The 19,917-nt window shown below is 64.4% G+C and carries 10 protein-coding genes; 3 read left to right on the forward strand and 7 right to left on the reverse strand.

Translation table 11 applies throughout. The features are described from left to right. Positions 1-227: 227 nt before the first annotated feature. Entirely contained in the window at positions 228-8,378 is an 8,151-nt protein-coding gene (locus tag AAFH49_RS06825) for an Ig-like domain-containing protein (protein WP_342296826.1), read from the forward strand. Between the two features lie 72 nt (positions 8,379-8,450). On the opposite strand, the gene sdaAA is transcribed toward AAFH49_RS06825, so the two are convergent. From sdaAA to AAFH49_RS06845, 4 genes are all read right to left on the reverse strand, one after another. After that, complete coding sequence (gene sdaAA, locus AAFH49_RS06830; protein ID WP_342296827.1) at positions 8,451-9,356, reverse strand: L-serine ammonia-lyase, iron-sulfur-dependent, subunit alpha; 906 nt, start codon at positions 9,354-9,356, stop codon at positions 8,451-8,453. A 131-nt stretch (positions 9,357-9,487) separates the two neighbouring features. Further along, entirely contained in the window at positions 9,488-10,735 is a 1,248-nt protein-coding gene (locus AAFH49_RS06835; protein WP_342296829.1) for a hypothetical protein, read from the reverse strand. Positions 10,736-10,860: 125 nt separating this feature from the next. Further along, the gene (msrB, locus tag AAFH49_RS06840) at positions 10,861-11,322 is read right to left on the reverse strand and encodes a peptide-methionine (R)-S-oxide reductase MsrB (protein WP_342296830.1); all 462 of its coding nucleotides are present in this window, start codon (positions 11,320-11,322) and stop codon (positions 10,861-10,863) included. A gap of 101 nt (positions 11,323-11,423) precedes the next feature. After that, positions 11,424-14,897 (reverse strand): trifunctional glycoside hydrolase family 18/polysaccharide deacetylase/glycosyltransferase family 2 protein, encoded by a 3,474-nt coding sequence (locus AAFH49_RS06845; RefSeq protein WP_342296831.1) that lies wholly within the window; start codon positions 14,895-14,897, stop codon positions 11,424-11,426. A gap of 224 nt (positions 14,898-15,121) precedes the next feature. Here AAFH49_RS06845 and AAFH49_RS06850 point away from each other — a divergent pair, with 224 nt between their 5' ends. Then, complete coding sequence (locus AAFH49_RS06850; protein WP_342296832.1) at positions 15,122-16,018, forward strand: hypothetical protein; 897 nt, start codon at positions 15,122-15,124, stop codon at positions 16,016-16,018. A 147-nt stretch (positions 16,019-16,165) separates the two neighbouring features. Here AAFH49_RS06850 and AAFH49_RS06855 read toward each other — a convergent pair whose 3' ends face one another. Beyond that, complete coding sequence (locus AAFH49_RS06855; RefSeq protein WP_342296834.1) at positions 16,166-16,705, reverse strand: RBBP9/YdeN family alpha/beta hydrolase; 540 nt, start codon at positions 16,703-16,705, stop codon at positions 16,166-16,168. Positions 16,706-16,741: 36 nt separating this feature from the next. Here AAFH49_RS06855 and AAFH49_RS06860 point away from each other — a divergent pair, with 36 nt between their 5' ends. Next, positions 16,742-18,268, forward strand: a complete 1,527-nt coding sequence (locus tag AAFH49_RS06860) for an NAD(P)H-hydrate dehydratase (protein ID WP_342296836.1) — start codon at positions 16,742-16,744, stop codon at positions 18,266-18,268. Between the two features lie 18 nt (positions 18,269-18,286). On the opposite strand, the gene AAFH49_RS06865 is transcribed toward AAFH49_RS06860, so the two are convergent. After that, positions 18,287-18,919 carry a CatB-related O-acetyltransferase gene (locus tag AAFH49_RS06865; RefSeq protein ID WP_342296838.1) on the reverse strand — a complete coding sequence of 211 codons (633 nt, stop codon included), beginning with the start codon at positions 18,917-18,919 and terminating at the stop codon, positions 18,287-18,289. A gap of 45 nt (positions 18,920-18,964) precedes the next feature. Further along, the gene (locus AAFH49_RS06870; protein WP_342296839.1) at positions 18,965-19,843 is read right to left on the reverse strand and encodes a UbiA prenyltransferase family protein; all 879 of its coding nucleotides are present in this window, start codon (positions 19,841-19,843) and stop codon (positions 18,965-18,967) included. Between the last annotated feature and the right edge of the window lie 74 nt (positions 19,844-19,917).

Below are 19,917 nucleotides of genomic sequence, written 5' to 3' on the forward strand. Positions count from 1 at the left end.
GCTTGGTTAGAATATATTTTGCGGGCAAAAACCGGCTTAAAATACTAACTGAAGGACTTTTGCATAATTTCAGCAACAAGAAGGACTACACCCTTACCAATGATAATAGCCAAGCGCTGGAATATTGATTAATTTACGCCCCCATTTACTGGCTTAATTCAACTTACTCTTTTTCTTTTTTCCTCTTCTCTCTTCACCCTCTTCCCCAACTCTATTTCCAAACCTCTATGCACACATTTTTATTAAGCAACCGGCTGGGCCGGTGGCTGGCGGTAACGCTTTTGGCGTTAATGAGCGCCACCACGGCCCATGCCCAGCTCACTGGTGCCAAGACCATTCCGGGCGACTATGCCACCGTGGCCGCAGCTATCACGGCCCTCAACGCGCAAGGCGTGGGCGCAGGCGGCGTCACGTTTAACGTGGCGGCGGGCTACACCGAAACGGCCGCCAACCTAGTCATTACGGCCACCGGCACCGCCGTTAACCCCATTGTGTTCCAGAAATCGGGCACTGGTGCCAACCCGCTCATTACGGCGGGTGTAGGCGTGAGCACTTCCGTGGATGCAGTAATTGCCCTGGCTGGCTCCGACTACGTGACATTCAATGGATTGGACGTGACCGAAAACGCCGCCAATACCACCACCACCACACAGATGGAGTTTGGCTACGCGCTGGCCCGGGCCTCGGCCACCGACGGTGCCCAGTTCAACACCATTCGCAACTGCGTGGTGACGCTGAACAAGACCAATACCGCCACCATCGGCATCGCGGGCCTGGCTTCGGCCATTGCCAACACCACGGCCGTGCCGGCCACGAGTGCAGCCGGTGCCAACTCCGGCAACAAGATTTACGGCAACGTGGTAACCAATTCGCTGGTTGGCATTTACCTGGCGGCGGGCTCGGCTACGGCCGTTGCTTACTTCGACCAGAACAACGAAATCGGGGTAACGACGGGCAACACCGTTGGCAACTTCGGGGGCACGGCCTCGGGCTACGGCGTGGGCGGCACCTACCAGAACGGCCTCAAGATTTCGGGCAACACCATCAACAGCACGCTGAACTACACGTCGGCCACGGCCTCGACGGCTGTGGCAGCCAGCACGGTTACGAGCACGCTGCGGGGCATTTACACGCCCAGCAGCACCTCCGCCACCATCGATATTACCAACAACATCGTTACGCTGGCCAGCGGGGCCACCTCGTCACAGCTGTCGGGCATCGAAAACTCATCGGGCGGTACGCCGACGACCAATACGATTACCATCAGCGGCAATACCTTGTCGATGTCCTACCTGACGGCCACTTCGGCCACGGTGTACGGCATTAACAACTCGGTTTCGCCCGCCACAATTGTTATTTCGAATAACATCATCAATAACACGACGCTCTCGACCACCGGCACCACCTACCTTATCTACAACAACCACAGCGCGGCGGTAGCAACCGTCAGCGGCAACCAGGTGTCGGGGGTGACGCGCACGGGGGCATCGGGCACGATGTACGGCTACTACAACAACGGCTCGGGGGCCGGCACGCAGTCGCTGACCAACAACGTGTACAACAACATTTCGGTGGCGGGCTCCTCGGCATTCTACGGCCTGTACAACACCAGCTCTTCGAGCGAAACGCAGCTGTGGTCGGGCAACCAGATTACCAACATCACGGCCGGCACCACGCCTACCGGGGCACTGTACGGCATCTACGATTCGTACGGCAATACTGGTTCGCAGTTCTTCAACAACACGGTGACGGGCCTGAGCGGCGGCAGCACGGTGTATGGCCTGAACATTTCCAACTCGGGACTGGCGCAGGCCGCCGCCTACGGCAACACCATTGGCGGGCTGAGCACTTCGGGAGCATCGTCGGTTTATGGCATTTACACGTCGGTTACAACGCCTACCATCTACCGCAACAAGGTGTATGGCCTGTCGGGTAGCAACGCCGGTGCGACGCTCTACGGCATTTATACCGCCGGCGGCACCACCATCACCCTGTATAACAACCTGGTGGGCGACCTCCAGGCTCCGGCGGCAACGGGCCTGACGGCCGTGAACGGCCTGTACTTCAGCTCGGGCACCACCATCAATGCCTATTTCAACACGGTATACCTGAATGCCAGCAGCACGGGGGCCACGTTCGGCACCTCGGGCATTTACTTTTCGAGCACGCCTACGACCGTAGACCTGCGCAACAACATTGTGGTGAATAAATCGACGGCCGTAGGCACGGGCGGCTACACCGCCGCCCTGCGCCGCAGCACGGGCACGGCGGGCACGGTGCCCGCCAACCTGGCCACTACCACCAACAACAACCTCTACTACGCCGGCACGCCCTCGGCCACGAACCTGATTTACGTGGAGGGCACCACCACGGCCACCAACGCCCAGCAAACGCTGGCCGCCTACAAAGCCTTCATGGTGAACCGCGACCAGGCGGCCGTGACCGAAGACGCACCGTTCCTGAGCACCACGGGCACGGCCGCAACCTTCCTGCACATCAACCCCGCCGTGGCGACGCAGGTGGAAAGCGCCGGTGCGCCCGTTAGCGGCATTACCACCGACTTCGACAACGATACCCGCAACACGACCACTCCCGACCTGGGGGCTGACGAAGGCACCTTCACCCCGCTGGATTTGACGGGCCCGACGGTTACGCTGGTTGCACTGGGCAACACCAGCAGCACGGCCAACCGCACCCTCACGGTCACCATCACGGACCCGAGCGGCATTTCGACGACGACGGCCCCACGCATCTTCTACCGCAAGGGCACGAGCGGCGCGTTCACGTCGGCCCTGGCCACGAGCGTGAGCGGCAGTGCCTACACCTTCACGCTCAACAGCGCCACGCTGGGCGGCGTAGTTATCGGCGACGTTATCCAGTATTATGTAGTGGCCCAGGATGTGCCCGGCAACGTTTCGTCGAACCCGGCGGGCGGCACCTTCAGCACCGCGCCGGCAACGTTTTATTCGTACACCATCCTCGGCACGCTGGCTGGAGTGTACTACGTAGGCGCGGGCACCTCGCCCAATCCGGCCCGGACCTACACCACCCTCACGGCCGCAGCCAACGCCTACAATACCAACGGCCTGGCCGGTGCGGTCACGTTCCTGCTGCTCGATGCCACGTATTCGACCGCTGAGACGTTCCCGATTGCTTTCTTCAACAACCCAGAAGCCAGCGCCACCAACACGCTCACCATCAAGCCCAACACGGGCGTAACGAGCACCATCACGGGCGCTTCTTCCCTACTGGCCTTCCAGAACCCGCGCTTTATCACGCTCGACGGCTCGAACGCCACCAACGGCACTTCGCGCGACCTGACCCTGACCACCACCAGCACCACCAGCGGTGCGTACCACGTATTGGTGCTGAGCCCCACCACCAACACGCTGGGCTCGACCAACATGACGGTTCGCAACCTGAACGTCGTGGGCGGCAGCGCCATCACGTCGGGCGTGCTCGGCATCGTCGCTCAAGGCTCTGATAATGACAACCTGACGGTGCAGAACAACAGCGTTGTGGGCGTTACGATTGGTATTCAGGTTAACGGCGCGGCCACGGTTTCGGCCGGTGGCAACGACAACACCGTGGTCCAGGGCAACATTGTGGGCCCGGCCACGGCCGCTACAGCTACTAACATTGGCACGACGGCCCTCTACGTGGGCAACTCGGTGAATGCCACCATCAACGGCAATACGTTGCAGAACGTCACCAACTCCACAGCCCCCTTTGGCCTGAGTGTGGTGGGCGTGACCGGTGGCACTGTAAACGGTAACACGGTGCGCGGCATTGTGAACACCGGCACCGGCGGCTACGCCTATGGCATCAACGTGAGCACGGCCTCGACGGGCCTGGTCATTGATGCTAACCGCATCAGCGGCGTGGTGGGCGTGGGCACGGGCGGCTACGGCGGCTACGGCATCCGGGTGTCGACGGCCACGGCCAACAGCAACCTGCGCATCAGCAACAACTTCATCAGCGACATTCAGGGCACCAGCTACACGACTCTGACGAGTGGTGGCACGGTGGGCCTGCTGCTGACCTCGGCGATGAGCGGCGTGAACGTGTATTACAACTCGGTGAACCTGACCGGCAACTACAACTACACTGCCGGCTTCTCGATAGCGTTTGGGGTTGATGCCTCGGTAACGGGCCTCAACGTGCAGAACAACATCTTCGCCAACTCGCAGGTGAACAGCGCCGGCGCGGGCAGTGCCTACGCCTTCTACAGCGCGGCCCCGGCTGCGGCCTACACCACGCTGAACTACAACGACTACTACAGCAGCGGTACCCAAGCTACCCTGGCGTACTTCGGCAGCGCCAACCAAACCACGCTGGCGGCCCTGCGCACGGCCACGGGCAAGGATGCGAACTCCATCAGCGCCGACCCGGTGTTCACGTCGGCCACCGACCTGCACGCCGCGGCAGTAGCCGTGAACGCCGCCGCCACGCCCATCGCGGGCATTACGACCGACTTCGACGGCGAAACCCGCAATGCTTCGACCCCCGACATCGGGGCCGATGAATTCACGCCGCTCTCCTTCGACCTCGCCGCCGTGGCGCTGGTGGCCCCGGCTACGACCAGCACCTGCTACGGCACCGCCGAACCGGTGAGCGTGAGCATTCGCAACGCCGGTACGGGTACGCTCGACTTCAGCACCACGCCGGCTACCATCAGCGTAACAGTGACGCTGCCCGGCGGGGGCACCATTCCCCTGACCACGACTCTGAGCACGGGCACGCTGGCCAGCGGGGCCACCCAGACCGTGGTGCTGCCCGGCACGCTTAACATGAGCGCCGTAGGCACGTACTCGTTCGCCGTCACGGCCACCGTGACCGGCGACGGCAACACGGCCAACGACGTACTGACGCCTGTGCCCACCCGTACGGTGGCAGCTCCGGTGGTTGGCACGCTGGCCGCAAGCTCTGCCAACCTCTGCGTGAGTGGCACCACCGTGCTCACCCTCGCGGGTGCGGCCAATGGCAGCATTCAGTACCAGAGCAGCACCGACAACGTGACCTTCACGGACATAGCCAATGCGACCAGTGCTACGTACACCACGCCGGTTCTCACGGCTACTACGTACTACCGCGCCCAGGTGCGCTGCAATACCGGCACGGCTACCTCCAACGTGAGCACCATCACGGTGAACAACCCGCTGGTGGCTTCCACCAACACGCCGGTCGCCATCTGCGCAGGCAGCACGGCTACCCTCACGGCTACGCCTTCGGCCGGCGCTTCGGTACGCTTCTTCAGCGCGGCCACGGGCGGCACGGCCCTGGCCACGGCCGGCAGCTACACCACGCCAGCCCTCACGGCCAACGCGACCTATTACGCCGAAGCCTTTACCGTGGCGGGCAGTAGCGAGACAGTAGGCAAGGCTACCTCCATTCAAACCAACGGCGGCTACAGCGGCACTGGTACGGGCGTGGTGTTCACCACCACGGGTCCCCTGACCCTGCAATCAACCACTGTATACAATGCCACGGCTACGGCCGGTTCGATGAGCGTCGACCTGGTGAACAACGCCACTGGTGCCGTTATCACGACGGTTGGGCCGTTTGCCATCCCGGCCGGCAGCACCACGGCACTGGTTCCGACGGTTCTGCCGCTGAACCTGGCCGTACCGGCGGCGGGTACCTATCGCCTCGTCACGTCGAGCACCCCCACGCCGCCCACGCTGTACCGCGACTCGGGTAGCAACACGTTCCCCTACACTTCGCCCAGCGGTCAGATATCGGTTACGGGCGGCTACATCAGCGGAGCGAGCACGACGTACTACTTCTTCTTCAATATCCAGGTTAGCACCGAGTGCGTAAGCGCTGCTGCTCGTACACCTATTCAGGTGAACGTGACGCAGCCGGCTACGGCCAGCTTCCCGGCCGCTACGGCCAGCACCTGCGGCACCTCGGCCTTCGCGCTGACGGGCACTGTGGGCGGCTCGGTTACGACCGGCACCTACAGCACCAGCGGCACGGGCACGTTCTCGCCCAATGCCACCACGCTCAACGCGACCTACACGCCTTCGGCTGCGGACGTGGCCGCCGGCACGGTAACCATCACGCTGACGTCGGCTGCCTCGGGCCCTTGCGCCGCCGCCACGGCTACGCAGACGCTGAGCATCAGCCCCGCTCCGGTGGCTACGTTCTCCTACCCCACGGCTACGACGTATTGCGCCGGCAGCACCAGCACCGTTTCGCCCACGCTGGGCACGGGTGCTACCGCTGGCACGTTCTCCTCGACCACGGGCCTGAGCATTGACCCCTTCTCCGGCATTATCATGCTGAGTGCATCGACGCCCGGCACTTATACCGTGACCAACACGGTGGCCGCCAGCGGTGCCTGCGCCGCGACCACGGCCACCGCCACAGTGACCATCACGCCGGCTACTACGGCCACGTTTGCTTACACCACAGGCACGTTCTGCGCCAGCGGCACCAACCCCACGCCCACGGTGACGGGCACGGCCGGCGGCACATTCAGCTCCACTTCGGGCCTGAGCCTGAACGCTACGACCGGTGCCATTAACCTGAGCGCCTCGACCATTGGCACCTACACCGTGACGTACACGGTGGCCGGCGCTTGCGGCAGCTCGGCCACGGCTTCGGTGACCATCACGGCGGCTCCGGTGGCTACGTTCAGCTACCCCACGGCCACGACGTATTGCGCCGGCAGCACCAGCACCGTTTCGCCCACGCTGGGCACCGGCGCTTCGGCTGGCACGTTCTCCTCGACCACGGGCCTGAGCATCGATGCCACCACCGGCGTTATCACGCTCAGCACTTCCACCGCCGGCACCTACACCGTGACCAACACGATTACGGCTTCGGGCTCGTGCGCTGCGGCGACGGCCACTACTACGGTAACCATCACGCCGGCCACCACGGCCACGTTCGCCTATTCGGGCGCGACCTTCTGCGCCAGCGGCACCAACCCCACGCCCACGGTGACGGGCACGGCCGGCGGCACGTTCAGTTCCACTTCGGGCCTGAGCCTGAACGCTACGACCGGTGCCATTAACCTGAGCGCCTCGACCATTGGCACCTACACCGTGACGTACACGGTGGCCGGCGCTTGCGGCAGCTCGGCCACGGCTTCGGTGACCATCACGGCGGCTCCGGTGGCGACGTTCAGCTACGGCACTACTTCGACCTACTGCGTGAGCGGCGCTACCAACCCCACCGTTGCCTTGGGCACCGGTGCCACGGCTGGTACGTTCTCTTCGACCACCGGCCTGACGCTGAATGCCACCACGGGTGCCATCACCCTCTCGTCTTCGACGCCCGGCACCTACACCGTGACCAACACGGTAGCCGCCAGCGGCGGCTGCGCTGCCACCACGGCTACGGCCACGGTGACCATCACGGCGGCCCCGGTTGCTTCGTTCAGCTACGGCACTACTTCGACCTACTGCGTGAGCGGGACCACGGCTCCGGCCGTTGTACTGGGCACGGGTGCCACGGCTGGTGTGTTCTCCTCGACCACGGGCCTCACGATTAATGCCACCACCGGCGCTATCACCCTGGCTTCGTCCACGCCCGGCACCTACACCGTGACCAACACGATAGCCGCTGCCAGCGGTTGTGCCGCCGCTACGGCCACCACCACGGTGACCATCACGGCTGCTCCGGTGGCGACGTTCAGCTACGCCACTACGGCGGGCTGCGCGGGTTCGACCACCGCGGTGACGCCCACGCTGGGCACCGGCGCATCGGCCGGCACGTTCTCTTCGACCACGGGCCTGGTGATTAACGCCACCACGGGTGCCATCAACCTGGCCACCTCCACGGCCGGCACCTACACCGTGACCAACACAGTAGCCGCCGCCGGTGGTTGCGCTGCGGCCACGGCCACGGCCACCTTCACGGTGAACCCCCGCCCAGCTACGCCCACCATCAGCGTGGTGTACAACGGCACGACCACGACGCTGACTTCCAGCGCCACGACCGGCAACCAGTGGTACCTCAACGGCAACATCATCACTGGTGCCACGGGTCAGACCTACGTGGTGAACGGCTTGCCCGCTCAGTACGGCCCCTACACCGTGACCACGACCAATGCCAATGGCTGCGTGTCGCTGCCCTCGACCCCGCTGGTTATCACGGCGGCTCGCAACGGCATTGCCGGGGCCAGCCTCCAGGTGTACCCGAACCCCACGCCCACGGGCCAGATGACCCTGGAGCTGACCGGCTACCGCCTCGCTACCCAGCTCACGGTGCTTGACGCCTTGGGCCGGGTTATCATCAGCGAGCTGCTGCCGGCCAACGCCGGTACCGCCACCCGCACCCTCGACCTGAAGGGTGTGGCCACGGGCGTGTACCTGCTGCGCCTGCGCAACACCGACGGCGTGGAAACCCGCCGCCTGGTGCGCGAGTAGTCGCTGGTTGGCACCCATTGAAAAGCCCCGCTGGCATTGCCAGCGGGGCTTTTTTGTGTCTTGTTGGGAAGCTTAATGGTCGGCTTCGTCGGGTAGAATATTCACGTCCTGCACCAGCACCATCTTCTCGATTTCCTTGCCGCGCTTGGTGGCGGCCAGGCCGCCGAGGGCGGTTTCCTTGTAGCGGGTTTCCATGGCCTGGCCCACTTCGCCGAGGGCTGCCACGCACTGGTCGACGGGAATAACCGGGTCGATGCCGGCGATGGCAATCTGGGCCGACGAAAAGGCAATAGCGGCGGCCGAGGCGTTGCGCACCACGCAGGGCACTTCCACGAGGCCGGCCACGGGGTCGCACACCAGCCCGAGCATGCACTGAATGGTGACGGCCACGGCGGCAAACACCTGCTCCACGGGCCCGCCCAAGCAGTACACGATGGCCCCGCTGCCCATGGCGGCGGCCGAGCCGGTTTCGGCCTGGCAACCGCCCACGGCCCCGGCCAGCGAGGCATTTTGCTCAATGATGAGGGCAATGCCGGCCGCCACCAGCAAGCCTTCCAGAATCTGGCGGTCGGATAGTTTATGCAAATCCTGAATGGTGACCAGCACGCCGGGCAGGATGCCCGAGGCCCCGGCCGTGGGCGCGGCCACTACGCGGCCCATGCAGGAATTCACCTCCTTGGCCCCCAAAGCCCTTGTGATGAGCTGCTTGAACTCGGGCGAGAGGACAGTGACGGGCGAGGCGGCAATTTTCTTGGCCCCGTTGTTTATCATGCCCGAGCGCGAGGTCATGTCGCCGGTCAGGCCTTCCTTCACGGCGTCGCGCATCACGTCGTAGGCGCGTTGCAGGCCGGCCCAGATTTCGTCTTCGGTGCGGCCCTTCTGCTCGATTTCGTAGGCGAGGACGGGCTGGTAGAGGGGCTCGCCGGTTTCGGCGCAGTGCGCGCCCCAGGAGGCGAAATCATTAAACAACAGAGACATGGCGCGGGTGGAATGGTGGGCTAAAAAGAAGTAAACGTAAAGCCCCGGTCGAAGGTGTCTTCAACCGGGGCTCAAAGCTACGGGATTGGGGCAGGGCGAGGCGGCGGGCCGCCCCAGGGCAGGGCTCAGAATTACAGCTGCTGCCAGCGGGCCTGCCACTGCCGGGTGCCGGCGCGCAGGTGCACCAGGTACAGCCCGGCCGGCAGGTTGGCGGGCAGCGCTAGGGTGCCGCGCGCGGCCTGCGCGGGTGTGCTCGTGAGCACGGCCACCTGGCGGCCCAGCTGGTCGAACACGGCCCCGCTGGAGGCGGCTACCCCGGTTTCCAGCAGAATTTGGGCCTGGGTGCCTGCTTCGCTGGGGTTCGGCACCACGGCCAGCAGCTGACGGGCCAATGCCCCGCGGCTGCTCGTCACCTGCTGGTAGTTGAACAGTATCCGCGACACATTCACGAAGGCGCTGCCCGTCCAGTCTTGGCTCGTCACCGAAGCCACGTCGCCGGCGGCATTGTAGGCGTACAAATCCTGCGAATTGACCACCCACGCGTTATTAACCCAGTTGTCGGTTGTCACCACCGAGGTCCGGTCCTGCGCGTCGTATTGGTAGGTATCGCGGGTGGAGTTGGCGTACACGCCGGTGGTGGGCGGCGCTATTTCGGTTACTATCTGCAGCGGCTTGCTTGTCGCGGTGTAGGTAGAGGTGCTGCGAGTGGATGGTACCCAGGTAGCGCCGTTGTTGATTGTATTTTGGGTTTCCGCCACTGATACCAGATTCTGAGCGTTATAAGTGTACAAGTCGCGCGAGGTGGCCAAATACGTTCGGGTCATGTAAAACTGGTGGAGCACCTGGGTGCGCTGGCCGGCCGCGTTGTAGGTATGCGTACTGCGGCTCGTCGAATCGAAGGGCACGCTGGCGGCGCTGCCCGGGGTCCGGCTCAATGTCCACTCCCAGCGCACCTGGGTGGGGGTGTTATAGGTATTCACCAGCACGACAAACGGCCCGAACGTGGGCTGTTGGAACTGGTGAATCGTGTCGGTGAGCACTAGCCCGGCCGAGTTGTAGCGCAGGTAGCTGGCCGAAGTAAGGGTCCAGGTAGTGCCAGTTCTGCGGTCGGTTTCAATGAGCCCTGGCAGCGTCCCCCGGTAGCGCGAGTACCGGGAGCGCGAAAAGTTAGCCCAGTCGCCGTTGGTGTAGTTCTGAAAAATGGCTTCCTGCAACGGCAAGGCGGTGATTTGCCGCAGGACCGTGGCAGGCACCCCGCCGGTAGCCCGGCTATCCAGGAGCCCACCCGAGGCGCTGGGCGAGGAAGTAACGGTTTGGGCCGAAGCTACCGCCCCCGCCAGAAACAAACCTGCTGCGATGGAAAAAGTACGTTTTAGCATGGCACAAGGAGTTTTGGGATAGTTTGGGATAAAAAAATGCCTGGCCAGTCAGCAGACGCTGACCAACCAGACATAAATTTACTAAATATATTAAATAGTATATATAATATACTATTCGGAAATAATTATCCGTTAGCAGGCTGTTCCTGCTGCACCAGTTTCACGCTGGCCGAGTTGATGCACAGGCGCAGGCCGCTGGGCGCGGGGCCGTCGGGGAAGGCGTGGCCCTGGTGGGCATCACACACGTTGCAGAGCACTTCGATGCGGGTCATGCCGTAGCTGGTGTCCTTCTTGTAGCGAATGGCGCTTTCGTCCACGGGCTGGGTGAATGAGGGCCAGCCGGTGCCGGACTCGAACTTGGTGCGCGAGTCGTAGAGCGGGGTGCCGCAGCACACGCAGGCGTAGAGGCCGGCTTCGTGGGCCTCGCAGTATTCGCCGGTGAAGGCGCGCTCGGTGCCGTGCTCGCGGGTGACGTGGAACTGCTCGGGCGTGAGCAGGGCGCGCCACTCTTCGGGCGTTTTCTCCACGCGGCGGGGCGAAGGGATGGGATGGTTGGCGAGGCGGATAACGTCGTTCCAGGTTTGCATATCGGGGAGTTATTTGGAGGAAAGCGGCAGGAATAAGGTAAACGCGGCCGGAGCCGGGAGGTTTTCGGCCGCGCTGGATAGACGCCTCTTCCGCTCTTTCCTTACACGCTGCGGCTCGCCGTCAACTCACCCGATACGGGTGCCACCACATTGCCGGTGCGCTGGAGCACGCCCCAGCTTTGCAGCTCGCCCTTGAGGGCGCGCAGCACCGACCGCACCAGCACCACGTACATCAGCTGGCGGTACACGAAGCGCTGGGGCAGCAGGCCCCACAGCCGGCTCCGGCGCTCGCCCTCGAAGCCGAAGGCCAGCGCCGCCGCCGCGGCATCGACCCCCAAAAAGCCCAGGTAGTAGCCCAGCACCGGGCCACCCTGCCCGGTGAAGAGCGAGTAGAGCATCAGCAAATCGGCCAGGGGATTGAGGAAAGGCAGGATGAGCTGGAACACCAGCAGATTGGGGAAGGCCACCAGCCCCAGCGCTCCGTAGCGCGGGTTGAGGCACACGGCGCGGTGCTTACAGAACGCCTGCATGATGCCGAACGACCAGCGGAAGCGCTGCTTTAGGAACATGGCCACGGTTTCGGGCGCCTCCGTCACGGCCAGGGCGCGGGGCGCGTAGGTGACGCCGTAGCCGGCCCGCTGCAGCCGGATGGTGAGGTCGCAGTCCTCCGCCAACGTATCGGTGGTGAAGCCTCCCACGGCCCGCAACGCCGCCGTGCGGAACGCGCCGATGGCCCCCGGCACCACCGTGATGCCGCCCAGCAGGGCGAAGGCGCGGCGGTCGAAATTCTGGCTGGTGATGTACTCGATGGCCTGCCAGCGGGTGAGCAGGTTGCGCTCATTGCCCACCTTCACGTTGCCGGCCACGGCCCCCACCTGCGGCGAATCGAAGTGGCTGAGGAGGTGGCGCAGGGCGGCCGGGTCGAGCTGGGTATCGGCATCGATGCAGACCACGAAGTCGCTGGCGGCGCGGGCGATGCCGTAGTTCAGGGCCGAGGCTTTGCCGCCGTTGGGCTTGGTGAGCACGCGCACCTGCGGATTATTGGCGAAGGCGGCCGATACCAGTGCATGGGTGGCATCCTTTGAACCATCGTCCACAAACACTACCTCAAAATCAGGGTAATCGAGCCGCAGCAGGCTTTCGAGGCTGCGCACGGCGTTCACCTCCTCGTTGTAAGCCGGCACGATGATGCTCAGGCGGGGCCACACGCCACCCGTCTCGGCGGGCGGGGCGGGGGCGGCGGCTTCGCGGGCGCGGGTGCGGCGGTGCTGCACCCAGGCCAGCGTGGCCACGGCCAGCTGCCGCCCCAGCGTGAGGATGATGCCCAGCAGCATGAGCGTGTAGAGGCCGTGCTCCAGGAAATAAAGGCCCACCACGGTGGCCCAGTTGGCTTCGGCCAGGTGGCGGTCGTGGTCGTTGGCGAGGGCGGGCATCAGTTCGGCTTTGGGCTTGTGCATTAGCTCCGAAACGGTGATGAAGCGGTAGCCGCGCTGCTTAAAGTAGTGGATGATGCGCGGCAGGGCAGCCACCGTGGCGGCGCGGTTGCCGCCCGCGTCGTGCAACAGAATCACGCTGCCGTTGGCCTGCTCCTTCACCACCTGATTGAAAATCTCGTCGGCCGTGACGCCCTTGCGCCAATCCTGCGGGTCGATGCTTTCGCCCACGGTGAGGTAGTTCTCGTGCTTGGCCAGCATGATGGGCTCGATTTCCTGCAGGCTCTGCGGCTCGGAGTCGGCGTTGTAGGGCGGGCGAAACAGGATGGTGCTGTGCCCGGTCACGCACTCGATGAGGCGGCGCGTGGCGTTCAGCTCCAGCTCGGCGCGCGCCGAACTCACGTTGGCAATGTTGGGGTGCGAAAAGGTGTGGTTGCCAATTTCATAGCCGTCGTCGTAGAGCTGGCGCAACAGCGGCACGTTGTTCTCGGCGTTTTCGCCCACCACGAAGAAGGCGGCCGGCACGTTTTCCTGCTGCAATATTTTGATAACCTGCGGCGTATAGGTTTCGTCAGGGCCGTCGTCAAAGGTCAGCACCACGGTTTTGGGGGCCAGGCCCAGCTTGCGCACCACGTAGCTGGTGGGCAGCACGGCATAGTTTTCCTCGCTGATGAGCTGGTCGGGCGCATTGAGCCCGAGGTCGATGCGCCCATTTTGCGGACCGCTGAGAATATCGAGCACCTCGCCTTCCCCGATATAGTCGACATCGGTCGCGCCCACCGGCCGGCGCAGGCGCTGCATGAGCACGGGGCCGGATTTCTGCAAACTATCGGCCCGCAGGCTGCGGTTGAAGAACGTCCACAGGCGCGGGTCCTCGGAGCCCAGCCGCCACACGGCCACGCCCGCCAGGCCCTGGTCGTCGGCGGCGCGCATGGCGTTGAAGTTGCTGGCCGCATCGGTGAAAAACACCTGGTGCGGGTGGTCGTGCTCGTCGGCGTAGCTGAAATCGAGGTTGTAAGTATCGTTATCGAAGTGGATTTTACCCTCTGATTCCTTGGCCGTGGTCAGGGCTTCCTGGTAGGTGAGGTCGGTGCCTTCGATGTGCTTTTTGCCGCCGTCGGTGCGCCAGTCGTAGCCGTAGGCGGCCAGGCCGAGCACCAGCTTGCGTGGGTCCACCTGTGCTTCCATTTTGGTCAGAATGTCCTCCACCCACTTGTGGGCGGCCACCGGGCCGGGGCCGCTGCCGGTTTCGTGCTGGTCGTAGGCCATCAGAATCAGGTAGTCGTTGGAGCGGGCCAGGGTGGCGGGGGCGTAGTCGTCGTTGAGCGGGGCGATGTCCTGCGTCACGAGGTAGCCGCCGGCGTGCAGGGCGGCGTACAATTCGCGCTGGAAGGTTTCGAGCGGGGCGCGGTCGTCAAGGTTCAGGCTCTCGAAGTCGATGTTCACGCCCTGAAACCCGTAGCGCCGGATGGCCTGCAACACGTTGGTGATGAACAGCTGGCGGGTGCGCTCGGTGGCAATCATGCGGCGCACGTTGCCGCCGTTCCACTTCTCCTTATAGTAGTTTGAAATCATGGGCACCACGGCCACGCCGGGGTGGCGGCGCAGCAGCGCCAGGGCGGCCGTGTCGATGTCGGTGCTGAGCTGGCCGGCCTGGTCGGGCACGAACAGCCACTCGGGCAGCACCATGTTCATCTTGTCTACCTGATGCCGCAAGGTATTGAGCGACTGCGCGTCCCAGTTCACGTAGAAGCCCGCCCGGATGGGCAGGCCGTCGCGGAAGGCCGGGGCGGGGTTTCGGCGCGGGGGCACCTGCTGGGCCAGCGGCACGGCGGCTTTGCTGCGCGGGTCGCGGTAGCCGTGGACATGCCGGGGCAGTTGCTGGCGCAGGGTCTGGTAGGCGCGGTTGTGGCGGTTGGCCAGCGTGGCGAGGTGGGCGGGGTTGAGAATCTGCTTGTAGGTTTCGTTGGGCCCGAAGGCTTTCGGCAGCAGCGTGGCCGACTGCTGGAACAAGGCCCAGGCCAGTCCCGCGCCGGCCAGCAGCAGCAGCGCCACAGCCATGCGCGCGCCCCACAGGAAGCGCTGCCAGCGCCGGGGCGAAAAACTCTGAAAAACCTGCGGGGAAGTATCGGCGGCAGACATGGCCAGGGCAGAAATAGTGAGGGTTGAGAGCAGCAAAATTCCCGCTTCAAGATGTAGGTGGAATGAATAAGCGCACCCAGTTTTTATCTCATAAGACATTCATTTAACGCCGGTTAATCTTGTCCCGAAGTCGTTGGTCTGACACCGTTGGCCGGGCCGTTTCCGTCGGCTATCGGGGCACATCTCGCGCCTCTGCTTTCGCTTCCCTCCCCTTGCTGTTTGCTATGCGCCTATTGCTTGTGTCCCTGCTGTTTTTAGCGCTGCCGGAGCTGCAGCCAGCCGCCGCGCAAAGCCCGGCTCCGCCCGCCGACTCAGTGGCCGCGCGCCGGACATTAGCCAGACCCGCCGCGCCGCCGCGCTTCATCGTGGACCTGACCACGGCCAACCGCAACGCCTACCTCATGCGCGCCCCCGACGCGGCCGATGACCACGGCTACCTCGGCACCCAGCTCACTTACCAAACCCGCAGCGGCCTGTATGCGGGGGCCTACCTCAACAGCTCCTACGGCCCCGACCAGCCGCTTTTCGACGATTACGAAGGCACCTTGGGCTACGCCCACGCCGGCCACGGCCCCACCGAGTGGAGCCTGCAATACACCCACCTCTTCGTGCCGGCCAACAGCAAGCTGCTCCGCGCCACTATCACCGACAACGTGGAAGCCAGCCTGACCCACGATTTCGATTTCGTTTACGCCAGCCTCACGGCCGATGCCTTTTTCGGCGGCACCCGCGACGTGGTACTCACCTGGAACGTGTCGCACGCTTTCCCATTGCCGGTTTTTGCCCACGATACCCTCAACATCACCCCTACTTTTGAGCTGGGCACAGGCACCCAGCGCTTCTACGCCGCCGGCCTGGCCCGCCGCGTGCAGCAGCAGATTGCCACCACCAAAAAGAACGGCCTGCCCGGCAAAACAAAAACCACCAGCGTACTGGAAACGCCCGATACGCCGGGTTTCACCAGTACCGGCTACACGCTGTCGCTGCCCATTTCGCTGGATACGCGCCGCAGCAGTTTTGCCCTCATTCCGGCCTACCTCGTGCCGCTGCACGTGCCGGAGTGGGGCAATGCCGAGAAACTGTTTTATGTATCAGTGGAGTTTACACGGCGGTTTTGGTGAGGGGGGTTGGGAGATGGAACGGAAAAAGAACGTCATGCAGAGCGCAGCGAAGCATCTTTACCGCAGCAGTAAATCAAATTACTATTGCAGTAAAGATGCTTCGCTGCGCTCTGCATGACGGCCTAAATTCCATAGCCTTTCTTCCACTCACCCCAACTCCTCCAGCAGCGCCAGTCCGGCTGGCCACTCGCCGTAGCCGCTGGCCGTGTTGATGTGACCAGCCGCGCCGATGTCGACCAGCTCGCTACCCCATGCCTCGGCAAACTGCCGGGCGCGGGCGGGCGTCACCCATTCATCATTCTGGCTGAATACGACTTTGCTCGGGAAAGGGAGCCGGACCAGCGGCATCGGGGCGAAGCCGGTGGTGGGAAAGGCGGCGTAGTGCGCGGTTTCCACGTCGCTGGGCGCTACCAGCAGCGCGCCCTTGATGCGGTGGCCATATTGCCCGGCCCAGTGCGCGATGGTGGCGCAGCCCAGGCTGTGGGCCACCAGCACCACCTGGCTCAGGTCTTCGCCATCGAGGGCATCTTCGAGGCGGGCGACCCATTCGGCGCAGTCGGGCACGTCCCATTCGCGCTGCTCGATGCGGATAAAATCCGGCTGTGCGCGCTCAAAATACGTTTGCCAATGGTCGGGGCCCGAGCTGCCGAGGCCGGGCACGATGAAGACGCGAGTGGTTTCCTGCATCCCCAAAAGTAACCCTTCCTATTCCTCCTCCCTCCCATGCACATCTTATCCGCCGCCCAAACCCACGAGCTCGACCAGGCCACCATTGAAGAGCAGGGCATTCCCTCCGTTGAACTGATGGAACGGGCCGCCGGGGCCTTTGCCGAGTGGTTCGCCCGGCACTTCACGCCGCACGCCGCCGGCGAAACCCTGGTGCTGTGCGGCCCCGGCAACAACGGTGGCGATGGGCTGGCCGTGGCGCGCCTGCTGTACCAGGCCGGCTACGCCATGCGCGTGGCCCTGCTGCCCGCCGATAAGCAGTCGGCCGACTGGCAGCACAACCGCCGCCGCCTGCCAAAAGCCGTGCCCGTGGCCGAAATCAGCGCGGAAAGCCTGCCGCATATTATGCCCGGTGCTGTGGTAATTGATGCCTTGTTCGGCACGGGCCTTACCCGGCCGCTGGCCGGCCTGCCCGCCACGGTGGTAGCCCACCTGAATACGGCGGCGGCCCGCGTGGTCGCCGTGGATATTCCCAGCGGCCTCTTCGCCGATGCTCCGCAGCCAGCCGACAGCATTATTGTGCGGGCGCAGCACACCGTCAGCTTCGGCCTGCCCAAGCTGGCTTTTCTGCTGCCGCAAAATGCCGCATTCGTGGGCCAATGGCATCTCAAGGAAATTGGCCTGAGCCCGCATTTCCTCGCCAATGCCGCCACCGACTGGCACTACACCGATGCCGCCACTGTGGCCGGGGCCCTGCCGCCGCGCCCCAAATTCAGCCACAAGGGCACCTTTGGGCACGCGCTGTTGCTGGCCGGCAGCCGGGGCAAGATGGGCGCGGCCGTGCTTTCGGCGGGGGCTTGCCTGCGCGGCGGCGTAGGGCTGCTCACGGCCCACATCCCCGGCTGTGGCTACGACATCTTCCAAATCAGCCAGCCCGAAGCCATGTGCCTGACCGATACGCAGGCCGATTTTATTAGCGAATTGCCGGAGCTGAAACCATACCAAGCCGTGGGCATCGGCCCCGGCCTGGGGCAGGAAGCCGCCAGCCTCGAAGTGCTGCGCCAGTTGCTGAAAGCGGCAGATAAGCCCCTCGAAAAAACCGGCCAGCCCCTGCCCCTCGTCATCGATGCCGACGCGCTTAACCTGCTGGGCAGCCACCGCGAGCTGCTGAAGCTGCTGCCCGAAAACACCGTCCTCACCCCCCACCCCAAGGAGTTCGAGCGCCTCACCGAGCCGGCCCGCGACGACTATCACCGCCTGGAACTGCTGCGCGACTTCGCCATCCAATATCGCTGCCTGGTGGTGCTAAAAGGCGCTTACACCTGCCTAGCCACGCCCACTGGCGAGCTGCATTTCAACAGCACCGGCAATGCCGGCATGGCCACCGGCGGCAGCGGCGACGTGCTCACGGGCCTACTGCTAGCCCTGCGCGCCCACGCCCAGATTCCGGCCTTCGAGGCGGTGCGGCTGGGGGTGTATGCCCACGGCCGGGCCGGCGATTTGGGGGCGGCGCAAACCGGGCAGGTCGGGCTGGTGGCGGGGGATATCGTGCGGCACATTGGCCCGGCACTGAGTGAGGTGTAGCACAACCCAAAGCAGCTGCTACTCTTCAGCCGCTGCCAGAAACGCCGTCACATCGCCCGTCAACAGTGGCGCGAAATGGGTGATTTTCTCGATGGGCCAGTCCCACCACGCCAGGGCCAGCAGGCAGGCGACAGTGTCGGCATCGAAGCGCATACGGATGACGCGGGCGGGGTTGCCGCCCACGATGGCGTAGGGCGGCACGTCGCGCGTGACCACGGCGCAGGCCCCGATGATGGCTCCGTGCCCAATGCTCACGCCTGGCATGATGGTGGCGCGGTAGCCAACCCACACGTCATTACCAACCGTGGTGTCGCCCTTGTTCGGGTACGTCTTGCCGGCCATGGCCCCGGCCCAGTCGCCGCCGAACACGGCAAACGGGTAGGCGCTCACGGCTTGGGCCAGGTGGTTGGCCCCGTTCATAATGAACTCGACACCCGAGGCCAGCATGCAGAATTTGCCGATGCGCAGATGGTCGCCGGTGAAATCGAACAGGTAGCGCACCCGGCGCTGGAAGTTGGCAACGTCCTCGAAGTCGTCGTAATAGGTGTAGTCGCCCACGGTAATCTGCGGGTGGTCAACCACGTTTTTCAGGAAGCACAGCCGGTCATAGCCGGCCAGCGGGAATATGGTAGAAGGGTCAACAACAGCCATAGGAGGTGTTTGGTGGAGTGAATGCGCGCAAAATACGGCCGGGCGTTACACCACGAAATACAGCACAGCCGGCACCAGCAGCACCCCATCGGCCAGGAAGGCGAAGAAGTAGTCGTTGCGCCGCTCATCAGCCAGCAGGATGACCGTGGCGGCGGACAGGCCCGTGAGCCACAACCCCAGCGGGGCCACGCCGCGCTCGAAGCCCAGCAGCATGGCGGCAGCCAGGAAAGCCAGCGCCACGGCTTTGGCCCCGGCCAGGCCCAGCACCACCGGGAAGGTGCGGGTGCCGGCCGCCCGGTCGCGGCTCAGGTCGCGGATATCGAACACGATGGTGAGGGCCAGCACCAGGCAGAAGCGCTGGCCCAGCAGGCCCGCAGCCTCGGCCAGCGGGTGGTGCAGGGCCAGGGCGGGCAGCCCCACGGTGATGGCCGACCATACCCCCGCAATCAGAAAACCCTTCAGCAGCGGCACTTCGCGGAGGGCACGGCGCTGCCCCTGCCAGCGCACCAGCGGCCACGAATACACCAGCGCCAGCACCGTGAGGGGCAGCAGCGCCGGCAGGTAGCGCCACCAGCCATCGGCCAGAAAAAAGTAGCCAGCGGCCAGCGCCGCTATGCCCGCCAGCGCGGCCAGTCCGCGCCGGTGCCGCTGCTGCCAGGCCTTGCGCCCCGAGCCGGCGGCCGGCTGCCGGTGCTTGAAGGGCAGCACGGCATCGAGGTTGTACACGAGCAGCGTGGCGGCAAACACCAGCGCCACCACGCGGCCGTTCACGCCCCCGGCGGCGGGCCAGCGGCGGAAGCTGGCCGCCGTTTGGGCAGCTGCCGCGCCGGCCAGCCACACGCTGCTAAACAGCAACGCATCGAAGGCCCGCCGCAGGAAAGGGCGGGCGGCAACGGGGGCGGCCAAAGAAGGGGAAGAATCCACGGGGCGAAGGTAAATCAGGCCGGCCGTCGGCCCCGCCGCCTTGGTGTTGCGGCAGGGCGGAGAGCCAGCTTAAC

Source organism: Hymenobacter segetis (assembly GCF_038448715.1).
Lineage (GTDB): Bacteria > Bacteroidota > Bacteroidia > Cytophagales > Hymenobacteraceae > Hymenobacter > Hymenobacter segetis.